This window comes from Pseudemcibacter aquimaris (assembly GCF_028869115.1).
Classification (GTDB): domain Bacteria; phylum Pseudomonadota; class Alphaproteobacteria; order Sphingomonadales; family Emcibacteraceae; genus Pseudemcibacter; species Pseudemcibacter aquimaris.
This window is the reverse complement of the sequence record NZ_CP079800.1, coordinates 1,223,263-1,242,539: the sequence shown is the minus strand read 5'-3', so window position 1 is coordinate 1,242,539 and position 19,277 is coordinate 1,223,263. Positions and strand designations below refer to the sequence as shown.

Annotated in this window: 18 protein-coding genes; all 18 read right to left on the bottom strand. The window is 42.7% G+C overall.

All coding sequences use genetic code 11. The features are described from left to right. Window positions 1-56: 56 nt before the first annotated feature. Window positions 57-3,221, bottom strand: coding sequence for an efflux RND transporter permease subunit (locus KW060_RS06035; RefSeq protein WP_249035470.1), 3,165 nt, complete (start codon window positions 3,219-3,221; stop codon window positions 57-59). Next, the gene (locus KW060_RS06030) at window positions 3,221-4,378 is read right to left on the bottom strand and encodes an efflux RND transporter periplasmic adaptor subunit (RefSeq protein ID WP_249035469.1); all 1,158 of its coding nucleotides are present in this window, start codon (window positions 4,376-4,378) and stop codon (window positions 3,221-3,223) included. The genes KW060_RS06035 and KW060_RS06030 overlap by 1 nt, the downstream gene beginning before the upstream one ends. A gap of 142 nt (window positions 4,379-4,520) precedes the next feature. Beyond that, a complete protein-coding gene (locus tag KW060_RS06025) occupies window positions 4,521-5,051 on the bottom strand; it encodes an adenine phosphoribosyltransferase (protein WP_249035468.1) in 531 nt (176 codons plus the stop codon). Continuing rightward, entirely contained in the window at window positions 5,048-5,920 is an 873-nt protein-coding gene (locus KW060_RS06020; protein ID WP_249035467.1) for an S-methyl-5'-thioadenosine phosphorylase, read from the bottom strand. Before KW060_RS06020 ends, KW060_RS06025 begins: the two co-directional genes overlap by 4 nt. Window positions 5,921-6,008: 88 nt before the next feature. After that, a complete protein-coding gene (locus tag KW060_RS06015) occupies window positions 6,009-6,845 on the bottom strand; it encodes a cytochrome c1 (protein WP_249035466.1) in 837 nt (278 codons plus the stop codon). 5 nt (window positions 6,846-6,850) lie between these two features. After that, window positions 6,851-8,113 carry a cytochrome b gene (locus KW060_RS06010; RefSeq protein WP_249035465.1) on the bottom strand — a complete coding sequence of 421 codons (1,263 nt, stop codon included), beginning with the start codon at window positions 8,111-8,113 and terminating at the stop codon, window positions 6,851-6,853. Window positions 8,114-8,122: 9 nt separating this feature from the next. Next, on the bottom strand, window positions 8,123-8,644 hold the full coding sequence (gene petA / locus KW060_RS06005) for a ubiquinol-cytochrome c reductase iron-sulfur subunit (RefSeq protein WP_249035464.1): 522 nt from the start codon (window positions 8,642-8,644) through the stop codon (window positions 8,123-8,125). 293 nt (window positions 8,645-8,937) lie between these two features. Further along, window positions 8,938-9,933, bottom strand: coding sequence for a polysaccharide deacetylase family protein (locus KW060_RS06000; RefSeq protein WP_249035463.1), 996 nt, complete (start codon window positions 9,931-9,933; stop codon window positions 8,938-8,940). A gap of 5 nt (window positions 9,934-9,938) precedes the next feature. Continuing rightward, window positions 9,939-10,517, bottom strand: coding sequence for a peptidylprolyl isomerase (locus KW060_RS05995; RefSeq protein WP_249035462.1), 579 nt, complete (start codon window positions 10,515-10,517; stop codon window positions 9,939-9,941). Window positions 10,518-10,529: 12 nt separating this feature from the next. Beyond that, window positions 10,530-11,744 carry an MFS transporter gene (locus KW060_RS05990; RefSeq protein WP_249035461.1) on the bottom strand — a complete coding sequence of 405 codons (1,215 nt, stop codon included), beginning with the start codon at window positions 11,742-11,744 and terminating at the stop codon, window positions 10,530-10,532. 18 nt (window positions 11,745-11,762) lie between these two features. After that, complete coding sequence (locus KW060_RS05985; protein WP_249035460.1) at window positions 11,763-12,530, bottom strand: MBL fold metallo-hydrolase; 768 nt, start codon at window positions 12,528-12,530, stop codon at window positions 11,763-11,765. Further along, the gene (locus KW060_RS05980; RefSeq protein ID WP_249035459.1) at window positions 12,527-13,327 is read right to left on the bottom strand and encodes a TatD family hydrolase; all 801 of its coding nucleotides are present in this window, start codon (window positions 13,325-13,327) and stop codon (window positions 12,527-12,529) included. The genes KW060_RS05985 and KW060_RS05980 overlap by 4 nt, the downstream gene beginning before the upstream one ends. Beyond that, complete coding sequence (gene metG / locus KW060_RS05975) at window positions 13,327-14,877, bottom strand: methionine--tRNA ligase (protein WP_249035458.1); 1,551 nt, start codon at window positions 14,875-14,877, stop codon at window positions 13,327-13,329. The genes KW060_RS05980 and metG overlap by 1 nt, the downstream gene beginning before the upstream one ends. A gap of 34 nt (window positions 14,878-14,911) precedes the next feature. Beyond that, window positions 14,912-16,036, bottom strand: a complete 1,125-nt coding sequence (locus tag KW060_RS05970; protein ID WP_249035457.1) for a DNA polymerase III subunit delta' — start codon at window positions 16,034-16,036, stop codon at window positions 14,912-14,914. Between the two features lie 61 nt (window positions 16,037-16,097). Continuing rightward, entirely contained in the window at window positions 16,098-16,538 is a 441-nt protein-coding gene (locus KW060_RS05965; RefSeq protein ID WP_249035456.1) for an SEL1-like repeat protein, read from the bottom strand. After that, a complete protein-coding gene (gene tmk / locus KW060_RS05960) occupies window positions 16,539-17,186 on the bottom strand; it encodes a dTMP kinase (protein ID WP_249035455.1) in 648 nt (215 codons plus the stop codon). Then, window positions 17,179-18,366, bottom strand: coding sequence for a D-alanyl-D-alanine carboxypeptidase family protein (locus KW060_RS05955; RefSeq protein ID WP_249035454.1), 1,188 nt, complete (start codon window positions 18,364-18,366; stop codon window positions 17,179-17,181). The genes tmk and KW060_RS05955 overlap by 8 nt, the downstream gene beginning before the upstream one ends. A gap of 36 nt (window positions 18,367-18,402) precedes the next feature. Beyond that, entirely contained in the window at window positions 18,403-19,269 is an 867-nt protein-coding gene (locus KW060_RS05950) for a septal ring lytic transglycosylase RlpA family protein (protein WP_249035453.1), read from the bottom strand. Window positions 19,270-19,277 lie beyond the last annotated feature (8 nt).

Genomic DNA, 19,277 nt, shown 5'->3' with positions numbered 1-19,277 from the left:
TAAATAATATAGTTGTATATTGCAACTATATTATTTCACAATTCGCAATTTGAATTTTATTCACCAACTGATGCTTCTTGGTTAACTGCATTATTCTTAGAGAAAAGATTAGATGCTCTTCTTTTAAAGCCCACAATGGATAAATATAAAACTGGTACCAAGAACAATGTTACTGTCGTTGCAAACAGCACCCCAAACGCTAATGAAACAACGGTTGGGACCATCTCTCTTGCTTGCGCGCTTTGTTCAAGCATTAAAGGAACAAGCCCAAGGAAAGTAGTAAAGGATGTTAAGAAAATCGCTCTAAACCGTTCCCCGGCTGCGTATGTAACGGCATCATATACGGATTGCCCACGTTCACGTAACTTATTGATATAATCCAGTAAAACCAAGTTATCATTCACAACAACACCAGCCGCGGCAACAATCCCAAGAACGGAGAAGATCGTGATATCATACCCAAGTACGATATGCCCTACGATTGAACCCATATAACCAAACGGTATCGCCATCATAATGATAAACGGCTGGGAATATGATTTAAAGGCAACCGCCATCAAACAATAAACAATGAACAGGCCAATGATAAAATTAATGGCGAGTGACTGCATAAAGTCATCTTGTTCTTCCTGCCCGCCTGCAAATGAGACGTCGACATTCGGGTATTTTTCTTCCATTTCCTGAAAAAAGCCGTCACGCATATCGCTAACGATGTTTGCAACATCCGTTTTATTTTCTTCACCGATAATACCGATGACATCCACATTACGCTGACGCCCATTTCTGATAATCTGTGTGGGCGCTGGCCGATATGTTACGGTTGCTACCGAATTAAATGGCACCTCTAACCCATCAGGTGTTCTTATTCTTAATTGATCAAGCGTATCAAATGAACGTCTGTCACTTTCCGGCAAGCGCACCATTACTTTTACGTCATCAGCACCGCGTGGAATACGTTGAACTTCTTCGCCGTAAAAGGCTTGCCTTACCTGACGGCCAAGATCAGCAAGGCTCAAATTTAAATTCTCGCCCTTTGGTAATAATTTTAATACCGCTTCTGATTCAGCCGCCGCCCCGGTATCGGTTACATAAAACACACTGGAATATGATGAGAACTTATCTCTCATTTCCTGTTTTGCCTCTTCCAATTGGGCAATGTCAGCGGATGATAAGCGAACATTAAGGCGTGTTGAACCGCCCCCCTCGTCCCAACTGATGTTTTTAGCATCCGGAATATAAGGTTCAAACGCACGCCATCTGCTTACGATATCACCGATTGTAAGTTCACGGTCCTCGGACGGTTTAAGATATAAATTCACAAATGCTTGCGCTTGGCCATGGTTTGTACTTGCCTCAATATGATGAATTATTTCTTCGCCGGGGAATTCTTTTTCAAGATCAATTTTCAAAAGCTCTGCTGACTTTTCAAGTTCTGTCATAGCATTCACCAGATCTTCATATGGCGCACCCATCGGATAGTCGACAACAACAAAAATTCTATCCCCTGGAATATTGACCATAAATGCAGAACCAACGATACCACCAAGCTGCAGTGAAACGAATATCATGAATGCACAGATAAAAGACGCAATGGCCATGCCTTTGCGTTTTAAAACCGCATAAAGTGATGGCAAATAAAAATTTTCAACAAAGTAACTAAGACCTGCTGCCGCTTTTCCTCTTAAATATGCGAATATCTTACGAATTCCAAAGAATTCAAAAAATGCCGTCACCATGCGGTTTAATCTGCCGGGAACACTGCTGTAACCATGACGCAAATGCGATGGCAAGATAAGCAAACTTTCAAACAGTGAGAAAGAAAGCGTTAAAATCACAACAACAGGAATATAAATCACGACTTGTTTGATAAAGCCTTCAACAAACATCATCGGTGAAAAGAATATCATGGTCGTAATAGCAGAAAATATCACAGGCTTGGCAATCATTGTTGCCCCTTTAATGGCCCCCTCTTCACCAAGGAAGCCTTTCTGATTTTGCCTATGAACATTTTCACCAACAATAATCGCATCATCCACCACAATCCCCAATATGAGAATAAATGAAAACAGACTAATCATATTTAAGGACATATCAAGATACGGCAACATAAAGAAAGTCCCCATAAAGGAAACCAATATGCCCACACAAACCCAACCGGCCAAAGCAGGCGTCAAAAACAAACTAAGCCCAATGAAAACCAAGGCAAGACCGGAAATTAAATTCCAAAGCATCATATTCAATCTGCTTGCAAAACTTTCAGAATTATCATTATAAACGATAACTTCTGTGCCCTCTGGTAATGAGGGTCTTACCACATCATCAAGGAATTTATTAACGTCACGGCTTAGCTTTACCGTATCCGGATTATCGCCTGCAATCACCCTAAGGCTTGTTGCACGGCGACCATCCATACTTAGCTGATATTTATTCTGTTCAAAATCATCCTTAATGGTCGCAACATCTTTTAATAAAACACGTGTGCCGTCCGCCCCTTTATGTACGACAATATTTTCAAAATCTTCTTCTACGTAACTTTGTCCGCGGGTCATGATTTGAATTTGTCCGGCTTCGTTATCAACCCGTCCTGCTGGCATATTGACCGACGATTGCTTCACTGCGTTTGCAACCTGATCAAAACTTAATCCATATTTCTGAAGACCAAACTCAGATATTTCAATGGATACTTCGTAGTTTCTTACCCCTTGTAAATCGATACGGTTTACACCTTCGACGGTTGATATCTGATCACGGACACGTCTGGTGATTTCTTTCAAACCTCTTTCGTCAAAGTTACCTGTAATTGCAATCCTAAGTACGGGTTGTTCACCTTTTAACTGTCTGATTTGTGGGCGTTCAGGCGTTCTGGGGAATGTATTTATTGCATCGACCCTTGCCTTTACTTCGTTAAGCAATTTATCAAGGTCGTACCCCTCTTCCGCAAAAATCAACACTTGACCAAAACTATCTACGGCCCGCGCCTCAAGTCGTTTTACACCGTCGATATTATAAACGGCCTCTTCTATGCGGACGATGATGCGTTCTTCAACCTCTTCGGGACCAGCACCTGGATATACGAGGGACACTTCAACAATTGGTCCCATGATGGGCGGATTTGCTATCTTTCCAACCCTGAACATCCCCAAAATACCGCCAGCCAATATGATGATCATCAAAAGATTAGCAGCGACCGGATTTTTAACAAACCATTTGACGATACCCATCAGTTTACGCCTTCTTCAATCGTTGCATTAACAAGCATACCATCCATTCCGGCGCCTAACTGTGTGGTGTTAATGATGTCCCCCGGATTTACCCCGCTTGAAACAACAATGAAATCACGGTTGGTGTCCATTAAGGTAACTTTTTGAGTTCTTAAAGCATTATTTTCGTCAACAACCATAACATTGCTGCCTTGGTTTAATGCGGCGCGCGGCAATATTACCGTTTCTGATAATGATTTTCCGCTGATTTCAGCATTGACGAACTGTCCGATTTCAATCAATTCACCATTTTCAATAGAACTCAATTGAGCCCCAGATAGTTCAGCAACAACCCACAATATATCTGTGTTATTCACAATCATACCTTCGGTTCGAACCACTTTCCCCATCCATGTATTGGTGGTTTCGCCAATTGAAACAGTGAATTTTACATCAAGCTGACCATTCCCATCTTTAAGGCTGGTTAAATCAACCTTGGTCCTGTCGAGCGGGGAAAGCGGCAATCGCACTTCACGAATGTCTGTTGAATGATATTCTCCAATCTGAATACCGGGACTTAAAAACTGCCCAAGATCAGCATTTTTTGATGTAAGCAATCCATTAAATGGTGCTTTGATAACTGATCTTTCCAGATTTAACTTGGCTGTAAGCAAGCTTGCTTCGCTTGCTTTTAATTGCGCTTCTGCCCTAGCGAGTTGCGGTTTCCTTAACGTTAGGTCACTTGCTTCGCCTTGCCCCAATTCGTTCCATTCTGATAATGCAAGCGCGGCTTCTGCCTTTTCTTCTTCTAACCTTTGTAGGCTTTCTGCGATTTGGCTTTCTGCGGCAATGACGGCAACTTCATAATCTCGTGGGTCAATCCTGATTATGACCTCACCCTCTTTGAATTTACCACCAGCAACAAATTTTGGTGAAACATATGTGATTTGGCCAGCAACCTGAGGGACAATATTAATAACTTGTCTTGCTCTCACCGACCCTTGGGTTAAGACCTTTAATTCAACATCACCGCTCTTTGCAACGACAGCCTTAATGTTACGGGGTTTGGTTTCGACTTCCTGACTTTGCGGCTGTTCTTTTGAATTAATAATCATCACAGATACAACGGCACCTGCAATCAGCACTAAAAGTGGAGCTATTTTTTTTAAGATTCTCATTTATATGTCCCTCCAATATTCATAAATTTTTTTATGAATTTATTGAAAGTATAGCTTAAAATGAAAATAACTTCGACAGCACAACTATAGTTTGATCTCAGAAAACTGACGCTTTAACGCAAAAACTAGAATTTAAGACTAATCATAGCCCTTCGTACTGCGCTAATGAAAATACATCACATCCTTTTTCGGTTAATGCATTGCTCCCCCCCAATTCCGGTAAATCAATAATAAAACAAGCATCACTAACCTTACCGCCTGCCCTGTTAATAAGTTTCAGCGCAGCAATTGCGGTACCACCAGTGGCAATAAGATCATCAACGATAAGAATGTTATCACCTTCGTTTATAGCATCCACATGGATCTCTAATGCGTCTGTGCCGTATTCTAGCTCATACTCTTCGGTATGGGTGTCATGGGGTAATTTTCCCTTCTTGCGGATGGTAATAAACCCAATCCCAAGCATATGGGCGATCGCACCACCAAGGATAAATCCGCGCGCCTCTATCCCCGCAATTTTATTGATCCCTTTATCACGGTAATGGGCAACAAATTCATCAATCATGCGCGGGTATGCTTCATCACTTTCAAATATGGTTGTGACATCACGGAACATAATGCCCTCATGTGGGTAATCGGGAATGGTTCTGACATAATCTTTAATCCAGCTCATTTATTTAGTACCCTTCCCGCAACGGCTGATAATTTTGCTTTTGTTTCTGGATTGATATCCTGGGTCATAATTGCAAATTCAAGTGCATGATCGCATCCTTGTACACAAGGGTGTCTGTTTTCAGCGGCTTTTAAACCCTTTGCAATATTTCCTACAAGCGTCTTTGCGTTGGCTGAATTCTGACCTAGCGTTTTGATGATTTCCGTAACATCTACCTCGCCATGATCGGGATGCCAGCTATCATAATCGGTGACCATTGCCACTGTGACATAACAAATTTCAGCTTCCCTCGCGAGCTTGGCTTCTGGCATATTGGTCATACCGATCACATCACAGCCCCAACTGCGGTACATATGTGATTCTGCCAGTGATGAAAATTGTGGTCCTTCCATAGCGAGATACGTACCACCACGATGAATTTTTACATCAATATCTTTCCCTGCCATTTCAACAACATCGCTTAAGTTCCCGCATGTTGGAAGCGCAACAGAAACATGGGCAACTACATCATCATCAAAGAATGTTTTTTTACGTGCAAATGTCCTATCGATGAATTGATCAACAATAACAAAATCTCTGGGCGCCATTTCTTCACGGAAAGACCCGCATGCACTGATACTGACAATGTCGGTTACCCCAGCACGTTTCATAGCGTCGATATTGGCGCGGTAATTGATATTAGATGGGGATATCTTATGACCACGGCCATGACGCGGCAGAAATACCACTTTTAAGCCATCAACGAAACCCACCAGCAATTCATCGGAAGTTTCCCCAAATGTGCTATCAACAGCAATCCATTGTGGGTTTTCTATCCCTTCAATATCATAAAGACCGCTACCGCCAATTATTCCCAAGACGTTTGTCATTTCTTCTCCCGCTAGTACACAAAAAATAAGGGCCACCAAATTTGGCAGCCCTTACATTTAAAACTATTTAGTGATTTAAGACAATATCTTAAACGTTTGAAGGATCGATATCTTCGCCTTTTTTCACACGTGCCCAAACACGCTTGTTTGTGAAGTATAGTAGGATCACAAATACAAACATGAATAGCATCACTTTAAGACCCATTTGCTTACGCTCTTGCATAGTTGGGTCAGATGCCCACGCCATGAAGTTCGCTACGTCATACGCCATTTGCTTAACAGTTGCTGGTGTGCCGTCGGCATACTCAACCATGTCATCAAATAGTGGCGGAGCCATCGCAATTTGGTTGCCTTCAAAATAATGGTTGTAATAAAGACCAGCCATTAGTTCGAAACCTTCTGGTGCTTCATCTTCGTAACCAGTCATCAGCGCAACGATATAATCTTCACCGTATGTGCTGCTCATTGGGTTAAACGCAAGATGTTCTCTTGCCTTTACCATTGTCGAGAAGTCAGGTGGAAGAGCGCCATTGTTGGCTGCGCGTGCTGCTGTTTCGTTGGCAAATGGTGCCGGGAAATAGTCAGACGGTAGACCAGGACGGAAAGTAATTTCACCATCTTCATCGAGTGTTTCATATTCATACTCGATTGCGATCGCTTTGATCTCGTCTTCGTTGTAACCAACATCACCAAGTGTACGGAAAGCAACCAGATCCATTGAGTGACATGCTGCACAAACTTCTTGGTAAACCTGAAGACCACGTTGAATTGACGCGATGTCCCACTTACCGAAGATACCAGCAGATGTGTACTCGTTACGCTCTGGATGAGCCGCAGTTGATGTTGCTGCTTCTGCGCCACTTACAAACATTGTTGCAGCAGCCAGTGTTGCCATAAGGCCTTTAATTTTGATGTTTTTCATCATTGTTATTAGCCCTTCTTATTTTCTTCAAGTACGGCAGCAGCAATGCTGGTTGGTACTGGTTTCGTTGTTTCCATTCTGCTGACTAGCGGCATTACCACTACGAAGTAAGCAAAGTAGAAGAATGTTGATACTTGTGCATATGTTAATGCTGTCACGCCAAGTGCAAGTACATCGTCAGGTGATCTTTGACCAAGGTAGCCAAGGAATAGTCCGTTTACAACGAAACACCAGAAGAAGAACTTAGATAGCGGACGGAAGCGCATTGAACGAATGCGTGAACCATCAAGCCATGGCATTGCAAATAGGATCAGGATTGAACCAAACATTGCAACAACACCAAGGAAAGCATTCGGGATCGCACGAAGGATCGCATAGAACGGTAGGTAATACCACTCAGGCACGATGTGTGCAGGTGTTACAAGCGGGTTTGCTTTTACATAGTTATCTGGATGACCTAGGAAATCCGGAATGTAGAAAACAAAGCCAGCAAAGAAAATGATGAAAACACCAAGACCAAATGCGTCTTTTGCTGTGTAGTATGGGTGGAATGGCACTTTGTCGTGCTTACCAGTTGCATCAATACCAAGTGGGTTAGTTGAACCCGGGATATGAAGCGCCCATACGTGAAGAATAACAACACCCACAAGAACAAATGGTAGTAGGTAGTGAAGGCTGAAGAAACGGTTCAGTGTTGGTTGATCAACCGCAAAACCACCCCATAACCAGTTCACAAGACCATCACCAATGAATGGGATAAAGTCAAACACACTGAATAGGTTTGTAATAACCTTCGCACCCCAGTAACTCATTTGACCCCATGGAAGAACATAGCCCATAAAGCCAGTTGCCATCATAAGAAGATAAATGATAATGCCGAGGAACCATAGGATTTCACGTGGTGCTTTATAAGAACCGTAGTAGAAACCTCTAAGAATGTGGATATAAACCACAATGAAGAACATGGAGGCACCATTCGCGTGAACCGCTTGAATTAGCCAACCATAGTTAACATCACGTCTGATGTGCTGCACACTGTCGAACGCAAGATCAACATGTGGCACATAATGCATTACAAGGATGATACCTGTGATGATTTGTACAACAAGCATAAAGCCGGCAAGAACACCGAAGTTATACCAGTAGTTAAGATTACGAGGAGCATTGTATCCAGCCCCTAATGAACTATAAATCAAACCCATGATAGGTAGACGATCTTCCACCCATTTCGCTGTCGGATTCGTTGGTTCGAATTTTTTATCTGAAGCCATTTTTTATCCTTATCCGATCTTGATTAATGTATCGCTCATGAACTCATATTCCACAACCGGTAGGTTAAGTGGTGCCGGACCCTTACGGATACGACCAGAGATATCATAGTGAGAACCGTGACATGGGCAGAACCAACCGCCAAATTCGCCTTGTTGATCAAGCGGAACACAGCCAAGGTGAGTACAAACACCACTCATTACAAGCCACTCTGGGCGTTGTACGCGGTCTGCGTCAATTTCCGGATCAATCAAATCATCTGCAGCATCGTCTGCTTGTGCGCGGGCGATCTCTTCTTCTGTGCGGTGACGCACAAAAACTGGGTTACCACGCCATAGGAATACAGCGCTTGTGCCAACAGGGATTTTGGAAAGGTCAACTTCGATAGAAGATAGTGCAAGAACGTCTTTTGATGGATTCATTTGATCGATCAAAGGCCAAGCCGCACCGCCAGCAGCCACAGCACCAGCTGCAGTAGTGGCTAGATAAAGAAAATTACGTCTTTCTTCAACAACGTCATCATGTGTAGTCATACATAAACCTCGTAATGGGTTCGATTAATATTTTTAACGCGTTAGCAATAACTAAATGAGCAAAGAAAAAAGCCTTGATCCAGAATATAAAATCAAAGTTCAGTCGTTTCCCCTTTACCCTTCGCATAGCATGCGAGCCTTGTTTACCGACATTGGCATCAATTTGCAATGCTTTTTCGGTAAAAAACCGTATTAATTTAACTTATTATCACTCATTGTAAATAGTAGAAATTTTATCCACCTTTTGAAGCGCGGATTTTAGGGAATTTTAAAAAAATTATTAAGCATGTTTATTAATAATTCCAGAATAGTCGATTCAACATATTCTCAATTTTTCTGAAATTACGATACCTTGTGGGGATTCTAAATCGGTCAATATTTTTTAATTGCGTTTGTTGCCAGCGCTCGGCATTACTTTCAAAATCAACAGCAACATATTCATCGCTATTTTCATTAATAAACTCACACAATTTGATCAATCTTTGCTGATTGACCCTGTTTCTTGTTATCTCGAGGAACTGATGATCTTTTTTCTTAATAAAATCAGAAGGTTCCATCAAAACCACAATCTGCGGCATTCCGCCTTGATAGGCTTTTTTAAGAATTGAACGCATTTCTCGCCAGGAGCATGTTGCGATTTGCAACGTCTTTTTCGGGTATCCGCCCATGTTATCCATATCTTGATAGGTAAAATGCGGAATTTCCGTCACGTCTTCAAACTTATGCCTGCCACCATTTAAAAGAAACTTTTTCCCGTACGGGATAAACTTTTCGATAGCAACACTTGAACTGATGCCAATTTCAAGTTCAGAAAGTGCTTTATATAAATTCGGATCCACCGCACCATTCGCTGAACGAAACGCCGACGGCTTTTTGCCGGTAAGCTTTTCAAATTCAACAACAGACTTCGAGATAATTTGCTTAAGTTCATCCACTGACCTGTCCGCAAGAGAATCATCACGCGGAAATTCGCCTCCTTCGTCGAAATAATACCAGAACGGATGAACAAGTAATTGAGTATCCTGTCCTGCCTTTTTAATTTTATCCACAATTTCCTGCATCGGTTCATGACCGAAATAACAGTGCTGTGCCGCATCAACAAAAAAACTGCTTTTGATATTATGGTTTTCAAATGTATTCAGGATAAAATCAAGACCATGACCAACGCCCTCCACCTCGCCTAAGATGGATCTTTTTCCGACGGGCTTAAATCCCTTTTCATCAAAAATTGATTTACCGGGACTAAAGGCCGTATTAACCGTGATGGTAACTTCGAGCGGATCACGCATTTACGTTATTCTCTTGTAAATGAAATAAATTTTACTGGCTCAACAATAGTTTCACTGCCTTCTTCAGTCGGTGCCATTTGAATAGCACGAACTACTTCCATACCTTTGGTTACTTGACCAAATGCAGCAAAGCCCTGCCCGTCTGCGTTTCGTTCACCACCGAAATCAAGACTTGGTTGGTCATTGATGCAGATGAAAAATTCTGATGTTGCAGTATCAGGACCGCCACGGGCCATTGAAATGGTACCGTCCAGATGCTTAAGCCCTGTGTCACGTGTACGTTCCAATGATATTGCACCATACCCATCTACATCACTGCCACCAATACCACCTTGAATGACTTCGATTAATACATCTTTTCGTACTTGATTCTGCAAGTTTACGGCGCGGTAAAAAGAACCTTCGCCCATTAGACCGGCATCAATATATTTAAGAAAATTGTCCACTGTGTTCGGTGCTTTATCAGCATATAGATCAATATGGATATCACCCATTGTGGTTTCAAGTTTTACTTTTACTGTTTCTGCATGCACAGAAAGACTAGCAAACAAAACAAAAAATATTATTGATACATAACGAAACATGGTTATCCCCTTTTAAATAACAGCTTCTTTCCTATCCTTAGGCCCGCTATCACGAACCTTTGTGAACCAGATTATAACAAACAGCAGAGTAAACAAAATACCGATCACGATATTATTCATGACGTTCCATCCCACACGGTCAAGCATAAATCCGCTTGAAAGCGTCGCAAGTCCCGCAAGCCCAAACACAACCAAATCGTTCAAACCTTGCACATATGCTTTTTCTTCTTCGTTATAGGCATGCTCCAGAAGGGTTGTTCCTGCAGTAAACATGAAATTCCAGCCCATACCGATTAAGATCAAGGCCGCATAGAAATTATAAAGCTCTAACCCCTGTTTCGCTGCAAGTGTAGAAACAAGCATACCAATCATGCCAAGAAGAATAATTTTCACTGACCCATAACGCGCGATTAACGTTCCCGTAATGACAGCGGGTGCAAACATGGACATTGAATGCCATTGAATAACCCCTGCGGCATCTGAAACCAAGTATCCGCAAACCTCAACGACCTCAAGCGGGGTTGCCGTCATAATGAATGACATGGAACCATATGCAGCCGTTGCACTTAATGATGCACAAATAAACGCAGGACGTTTTAAAACATCCATTAATTTTGGATTGGAAACAGGAACATGATCATCCGCAACTTTTTTCCGTGGTGGTAATTTAATATTATAAATCAAGAACTGCGCTACAATACTAAGCGCAATAATCAGACAATAAGTGCCCGCATATTGGATCGGTTCGAAATAATTGCTTTCAAAAAAGCCCGCGAGTGTCGGCGCGCTAAGTCCAGCAAGTACACCACCTAAAATAACGTAGGATACAGCCTGTTTATGGAATGATATTGGCGAAACTTCCATCGCAGTAAATCGGTAAAAGTTGGCAAATGCTTGATAAATACCATGAACAAATGTTGCAAAACAAAGAAGTGCAAAGCTTTCCATATAAATCGACATAACCGCGAACAACCCGGCAAGGCCACCACATACCGCACCAAAGGCAAAACCCGCCTTACGGCCAAATCGTTTCATAAACATTGATGCTGGAAAAGCAAAAGATGCTGTTGCAAGAAACGCAGTAGCAGATGGAATGGTCGCGAGCGCTGTATCATTCGTAAGCATCATACCCACAAGCGACGAATATGTAATTACCGTCACAACGGATGCAAGCAGCACAAATTGCGCCATAGAAAGCAGAAATATATTACGTTTTACATTTTCCATTGATGCGGCCTTATATCCTTATAATTCAATAACCATCCCGTCATAGGCGGGTTGAATGCCATTTGGCAAATCATTTTTTAATGTTTCATAATCCAGATCGGCCATCATATGGGTAAGGATTGCCTGTTTTGGTTTAAATTTTTCAATGAATGCAAGTGTTTGTTCATAATGACTGTGGGTCGGATGCGGCGTATAACGCAAGCAATCCACAATCCATAAATCAAGCCCTTCCAACATTTCAAAACTGCTTTCAGGGATATCATTGAAATCGGTGCAATAACATACATTTCCAAACCGGTATCCATATGAAATAATACCCCCGTGAATCAGTTCAAGCGGTTTTACATCAATATCCCCGATGCTGAATTGATTAAGGTCAATTTCGTTGGCCTTGCATATAGATGGGTATCCTTTACGTCCGGAAAAGATATAACCAAAACGACTGGTTAAAACGTCAAGCGTATGAGCGTTTGCATAAATATTGACATTTTCATTCATGTTTTGGGCAAAGGCCCGAAGATCATCAATACCGTGGGTATGATCCGCATGATCATGGGTATATAGCACACCGGAAAGAGTTGTGATGCCTGCGCTTAATGCCTGCTCACGAAAATCGGCGCCTGTATCCACAATCAGTCGGGTATCACCCTGCTCCACCATGATAGATGCACGACGTCTGCGGTTTTTAGGATTATTCGGGTCACAATTGCCCCAACCATTATTCAGCTTACCGCCAATTCTGGGAACGCCTTGCGATGTACCGCATCCTAATATCGTGACTTTCATGAAATATCCGGTCTTTTGGTTTTACTGAATAATTCAAAGAAATTATCTGTGGTGACTTTGGCGATTTCCTCATATTCAACGCCCATATGGTTCGCCAGAAATTCCGCTGTATGCATTACATATGACGGTTCACATGGTTTACCACGCATTGGAACCGGCGCCAAAAACGGCGAATCCGTTTCGATCAGCATTTTTTCAAGCGGGATAATTTTCACAGCTTCCTGCAATTCTTTCGCGCTTTTAAAGGTCACAATGCCGGAAATTGAAATATAACAACCGATATCAAGGCTTTCACGTGCAAACCATTCACTTGCCGTAAAGCAATGGATTACGGCCGGATATACACCCTTTTCCATTTCTTCGCGCATGATACGGGCGCAGTCTTCGTCCGCGTCACGTGCATGCACAATTAGCGGTAACCCGGTTTCACGGCTTGCTTCGATATGGGCGATAAAATTATCTTTCTGTTTATCACGTGGTGAGCGGTCATAATAATAATCAAGACCCGTTTCACCGATACCAACCACTTTCGGATGTTTTGCTTTTTCGATTAATTCTTCTGCGGTAATGCCATATTCTTCTTCTGCATCATGTGGATGACTACCGACTGTTGCCCAGATATGATCATGCGCATCCGCAATTTTAAGCACGTCATCGAATTCCTTAAGGCGCGCATTAATCGCAAGCATGGTACCAACGCCATTTTCCGCCGCACGTTCAAGCACACCGTCCATGTCATCCACCAAATTGCCATAATTCAAATGACAGTGGCTATCCACAATAAATGGCTTGTTCATTACTCTTTATCCGCAACATATCTTGGGAAAACGCCTTCCGGCTTATCCATGGCTGTACCACTTGGCAGTCTATGATCGCTTCCTAACTTATCGAAACCGCGCTCATCGGCTGGAATTTTTAATAGATCAAGTAGCTTTGCTGCACTATCCGGCATAATCGGTTGAATGATAATGCCAATCTGACGGATAATTTCTGCGGTTGTATAAAGCACCGTCCCCATGCGGTCAGGATCAGTTTTCTTCAATGCCCATGGTTCCTCGCCTGCAAAATATCCATTTGCGTCTGATACGACCTTCCAAATGGTTTCAAGTGCTTTGTTGAATGCTTGCACATCCATAAATTCACGCACTTTTGGCAATAACGCATCAAGATCAGCAAGGATTGCTTTATCATTATCGTTTAGATCGCCCGGCGTCGGCATCGCACCATCGCAGTTTTTGAAAATCATACTTAAGCTACGCTGCGCAAGGTTACCAAGGTCGTTCGCAAGGTCACTATTAATACGGTTGATCATTGCTTGCTTGTTAAAATCACCATCGTTACCAAATGGTACTTCACGCATTAAAAAGTATCGAACCTGATCAAGGCCGAATTCTTCTACGATCTGGAATGGGTCAATCACATTGCCAAGTGATTTTGAAATTTTTTGTCCTTCGTTGGTCCACCAACCGTGGGCGAACACTCGTTTACCTGGTTCAATACCCGCCCCCATAAGGAACGCCGGCCAATATACCGCGTGGAAACGCAGGATGTCTTTACCAACCATATGGATATCCGCAGGCCAGAATTTCTGGAAACTGTCAGAATCCATATCCGGATAACCAACTGCCGTCATATAATTGGTAAGCGCATCAATCCATACATACATAATATGCTTGTCATTGCCGGGGACAGGAACGCCCCATTTGAAACTGGTACGTGATACGGATAAATCACGAAGGCCACCTTCTACGAAGCTTTTCACTTCGTTCTTTCGGCTTTTCGGCAGCACTGTCGGGTCGATACTCTCATAAAATTCAAGAAGCTTATCTTCAAATGCAGAAAGCTTAAAGAAATAGCTTTCTTCCTCAACCCACTCAACAGGCGCACCTGTTGGGGCAAGTTTTTCACCGTCATCGCCCTCAATTAATTCTTTTTCACCATAAAAGGCTTCATCACGAACCGAATACCAACCCGCATATTTATCAAGATATATGTGACCGTTTTCTTCTAATTTCGTCCATAATGCCTGACAGGCCTTGATATGGCGCTCTTCTGTTGTGCGAATAAAATCATCATTTGAAAAATTCATAAATTCCGCAAGTTCACGGAACCTTTGGGACACCTGATCGCAAAATTCAATTGGGGTTTTGCCTGCGGCTTCTGCTGACTTTTCAACTTTTTGCCCGTGTTCATCAGTTCCCGTTAGGAACATCACATCATAGCCATCTAGTCTTTTGAAACGTGCCATAAAATCACAGGCAAGTGTTGTATATGCATGTCCAATATGCGGGATATCATTCACATAATAAATCGGTGTTGTAATATAAAATGCGTCATTCGATGACATAATTTATTCTTTCTATTTAACTGAAGGCTATTAATTAGTTTTTTCTAATGGCCGAATTAATCATATTCAGAATATCGATAACTGTTTGTTTCTTATCCATATGAAGTCTGTCAGCCGTTGCCATTTTTTCGGATATCTTTTCCCACAGCTCTGCCCATTGATCAAGCGGAATATTCGTTCCCAGCTCTTCCATAAGTGCGAATTCTTCTGTAAGGGCTTCTTTAATATTATGGGTATGATCAGTATTTAAATAGCTAACGTGTCTAATCATCCGGCTAATGAAATGTGAAAGCAGTTCTGAAAACAGATGGAATGTATCCCCTGCTTTCTTGGTTGTGATGGCGGTCGCAAAATCATGCATCAACGGCACATTGATATTGGGCATCGTCGAAAGAAGACCCAGAATTTCGCTATAGACCTTTAATCCCTCATGCTCAATCAATGAAATTGCATAACCGGGGCTACCGTTTGAAAGGGCAACATAACCATCAATGACGTTATCTTCCTTGTCAGGAAAATGCTTGGTTAGAATTTCCTTCACCGTGTCTGATTTAAGCGGTTTTAACGGGAGCATACGACAACGGGATTTAATGGTCGGCAAAAGCCTTCCCGGTGCATTGGCAAGAATAATTAAAATTGAATTGGCAGGCGGTTCTTCCAAGATTTTAAGGATCGCGTTCGCCGCGTTTCTATTCATTTCATCTGCGGTATCCACAAGTGCAACACGCCAACCACCGTCCGTTGATGTTTTGTGGAAAAATTCATTAATTTTTCTAACATCATCCACAAGGATATTGCTGCGTAATTTTCCCGTTTTTGGATCTTCTGTACGTTCAACAATCATTAAATCCGGATGACTGCCTGCTGTGATCTGACTGTTTACCGGATTATCCATATCGGTTTTTAATGAAAGAAGTTCCGTTTTTTCAAGAACATCACCGAACAATCCCGGCCCTTGATCATCAATTGGCGGATTATTCAATAAAAAACGCGCGACTTTAAAAGCAAGCGTCGCTTTACCGATCCCCTGGGGTCCCGTTATCATCCATGCATGATGAATTTTGTCAGCATTATACGCATCCAGAAATAATTTTTCCGCATGCTCATGCCCGACAAGGTCCTGCGTATTACGCCTTAATTCATTAACATCGATATCCATGCAATCTATGTAACATTAAATGGAATTAAATGGCTATCGGTAAATTTGGATAATTGAACTTTTATAGCTGATTAATCATATCACGATATTTTTGTGCTTGTTCAGGATCGGCTGTTACACCCAATCCTTTCTCATAAATATCGACAAGCATTCGCTGCGCCCCACGGTGGCCAGGCAACATTTTAACTTCTGTCTTGGTAAATTCCGGCGCATATCTTGGGGATGTACGTGGGTCCGTCAATGGCTGCGATGCGGCATAATTCGTATTACTGCCAACCGGTTTATTATCAGCAGCACGCTTAAACCAGCTAATGGCAGTTGCATATTCACGATTTTCAAATGCAGCTAAACCAAGTTCATATTGGGCCGCCTGATCCCCTTGTATCGCAATGCAATTACGGTATGCGTCACGATCACCTGAAAGACTGGTGCAATCCTGTGTAATGGTGCCACATCCGTTTAAGATCATTAGAAAAAGAAATGTGAATAATGCTCTTATCATTTAAAGTCCCAATCTATCTTGTACAGCCAGCCAAACACGGGCCGCCACCTCATCAATAGTGCCATTCGCGCTTATAAGAACGCAACGTTCTGGATTTTTATTTGCAATATCAACGAAACTTCTCTGAAGTCTTTCATGAAAATCTTCACCCATGCGTTCATAGCGATCTTCTTTATCAAAACTTTCTTCTTCACGTTCTATAGCGCGGTGAAGCTCGTTCCCATCAAGCACAATGGTTAAATCCGGCCAATAATCTGCTGTCGAAATTGCGTGAAGTTTCAAAAGTGTTTCAACTTCAACACCTTGACCATACCCTTGATAAGCAAGGGTTGAATCCGCGTATCTATCAGAAATAACCCATGTACCATCTTTTATCGCTGGTTTAACAGTGCTTTCAAGATGTTCTGCACGCGCCGCATTATGAAGAAGCGCTTCCGTCATTGGATGCCATTTATCGGTTCCACCCTTAACAAGTAATTCACGGACCTCTTCTGCGCCCGTTGATCCACCCGGTTCACGGGTAAGCAGACAATCAATGCCGCGTTCCATCAATTTTTCAAAAAGGATACGTACCTGGGTCGATTTACCAACCCCCTCGCCACCTTCAAATGTAATGAAACGCCCTTTGCCAGCCACTGGATCAGTCACCCGTTGAACCCATAATCATGTAACCTAATGCCGCTTTAATCCGGCTCATACCACCAAGAACCTCAACATCTTTTCCAGCAACAAGCGGATATGATTTTGTTTCCATGCCCTCTGCTGAAAGTTCAAGCGTAGCAATTGGTTGCCCCGCCTGAATTGGTGCCGGGATTGGGCCATCATAAACCACTTTGGCGGTCATATTACGGCGGGCTTGCCTGTTCATTGAAAGCGTTACGCCCTCTTCTGCGACAAGTGGTACGGTTGCCTCTTCACCAAGCCAAACGTTGGCTTCATCAATAACTTGTCCGGCCTTCAGCATGTCATAGATGCCAAAATTGCGAAAACCATAATTCAGAAGTCTTGTTGATTCACCAACACGGGCATTATCGCTTGTCATACCATTGACAACGAGCACCAAACGACGATCTTCACTCACCGCAGATGACGCAAGGCCATATCCACCGGCCTCTGTATGTCCGGTTTTAAGGCCATCGGCCCCTTCCATGCGGTATAAAAGACGGTTACGGTTTGGCTGGTTTACCCCCGCATAACTAAACTGTTTTTCAGCAAACATTGAATAATATTCAGGAAATTCTGTCGCAAGTGCTAATGACAATGTCGCAATATCACGTGCGGACATATAATGGTCAGGGTCAGGCCAGCCGTTTGTGTTAACGAAATTACTTGCCGTTAAACCAAGACGTCCTGCTTCATCATTCATCATATTGACAAAAACACCAACATCACCCGCAATCGCCAGCGCAAGCTGTACGCATGCATCATTACCAGATTGAACAATGATACCACGTAGAAGATCACCAATGGTAACAGTATCACCTGCATTCACATACATGGTTGACCCACGGTCCTGTGTGCTGGTGTTGCGCCATTGCTGCCAGTCCGGTGTATTTTCAACATAATATTCATCATCCAGACTTAATGCGCCGCTTTTTAACTGTTGAAAAGCGATATAAACAGTCATCAGCTTGCTCATGGATGAAGGCGTCATTTGCTCATCAGCATTTTTTTCGAATAATACATCACCTGTGGATGCTTCGATCAATATCGCCTGTTTCGCAGGGCTTGAAAATGTTTGCGCAAAAGCACCCCCCATTGCCGTAACTGTCGCAAGCCCGGTAAAAGCAAGAAGCTTAAATGATTTTTTCATTGTCATTTTATTCATGATTATAAATTACCTTATTTCCTGTATTCCTGCCTATTAATCAAATACGACTTTGGCGGTATTATGCCCTAACGCCAGCACCTGCTCTAGTGCGGCGTTTGCGGATGTTGTTGTATGAAGCGGGCCAATTCGTACCCGATATAATTTTCTGCCGTTTAGCGTGACACCTTCCATGGCGATTGAGCCCAAATGTTTCACAGCAGTAATTGCACGCGATGCATTACCGATCTGACTATAGGCACCAACTTGCACAAAAATTTCATCACCCGCTTCCGGTGCTGCTGGCCCCGGATCAATTGCGGCGATTTGTGCTGGTGTTGTCTCAACTTGCAATGGCTCTAAAACTTCTAATGTGGCAACCTCTACTTTTGCGACGGATTGTCTTTCAAGGGGTGGTGGTTCAGATGATCTTGCGACTTGCACTGGTGCATCTGGCCCTGATACGGCCTCAACCCGAACACGTGTTGTACCGCGTTCTTCAAAACCCAATAGCTGCGCGCTTCTACGGGATACATCAATAATACGGTTACCAACAAACGGGCCACGATCATTAATTTTTAAGATTAACGAACGGTTATTAGCAAGGTTCGTTACCCGGACATAACTCGGCATCGGAAGCGTCGTATGCGCCGCCGTCAAATCATTCATATTAAAGATTTCACCATTGGCCGTTTGTTTATTATGGAAATCAGGTCCATACCATGACGCAATACCAACCTGGTTATAATCGGGGTCTTCTTTTGGCGTATACCATTTTCCAGCAATTTGATATGGATCACCGACTTTATAACTTCCTTCACCACTTGGTGCTGGCGGCGCAGATGTTTGTAACTCCCCCTCACCACCACAGGCACTAAGAACGGCAGTACAAAGAAACAATGCTGATAATTTCTTAAATTCCATCTTTTGTG

Coding starts and splice junctions, on each gene's coding strand:
- KW060_RS06035 (WP_249035470.1), bottom strand. CDS start 3,221: ATGGGTATCGTCAAATGGTTTGTTAAAAATCCGGTCGCTGCTAATCTT.
- KW060_RS06030 (WP_249035469.1), bottom strand. CDS start 4,378: ATGAGAATCTTAAAAAAAATAGCTCCACTTTTAGTGCTGATTGCAGGT.
- KW060_RS06025 (WP_249035468.1), bottom strand. CDS start 5,051: ATGAGCTGGATTAAAGATTATGTCAGAACCATTCCCGATTACCCACAT.
- KW060_RS06020 (WP_249035467.1), bottom strand. CDS start 5,920: ATGACAAACGTCTTGGGAATAATTGGCGGTAGCGGTCTTTATGATATT.
- KW060_RS06015 (WP_249035466.1), bottom strand. CDS start 6,845: ATGATGAAAAACATCAAAATTAAAGGCCTTATGGCAACACTGGCTGCT.
- KW060_RS06010 (WP_249035465.1), bottom strand. CDS start 8,113: ATGGCTTCAGATAAAAAATTCGAACCAACGAATCCGACAGCGAAATGG.
- petA (WP_249035464.1), bottom strand. CDS start 8,644: ATGACTACACATGATGACGTTGTTGAAGAAAGACGTAATTTTCTTTAT.
- KW060_RS06000 (WP_249035463.1), bottom strand. CDS start 9,933: ATGCGTGATCCGCTCGAAGTTACCATCACGGTTAATACGGCCTTTAGT.
- KW060_RS05995 (WP_249035462.1), bottom strand. CDS start 10,517: ATGTTTCGTTATGTATCAATAATATTTTTTGTTTTGTTTGCTAGTCTT.
- KW060_RS05990 (WP_249035461.1), bottom strand. CDS start 11,744: ATGGAAAATGTAAAACGTAATATATTTCTGCTTTCTATGGCGCAATTT.
- KW060_RS05985 (WP_249035460.1), bottom strand. CDS start 12,530: ATGAAAGTCACGATATTAGGATGCGGTACATCGCAAGGCGTTCCCAGA.
- KW060_RS05980 (WP_249035459.1), bottom strand. CDS start 13,327: ATGAACAAGCCATTTATTGTGGATAGCCACTGTCATTTGAATTATGGC.
- metG (WP_249035458.1), bottom strand. CDS start 14,877: ATGTCATCGAATGACGCATTTTATATTACAACACCGATTTATTATGTG.
- KW060_RS05970 (WP_249035457.1), bottom strand. CDS start 16,036: ATGGATATCGATGTTAATGAATTAAGGCGTAATACGCAGGACCTTGTC.
- KW060_RS05965 (WP_249035456.1), bottom strand. CDS start 16,538: ATGATAAGAGCATTATTCACATTTCTTTTTCTAATGATCTTAAACGGA.
- KW060_RS05955 (WP_249035454.1), bottom strand. CDS start 18,366: ATGAATAAAATGACAATGAAAAAATCATTTAAGCTTCTTGCTTTTACC.
- KW060_RS05950 (WP_249035453.1), bottom strand. CDS start 19,269: ATGGAATTTAAGAAATTATCAGCATTGTTTCTTTGTACTGCCGTTCTT.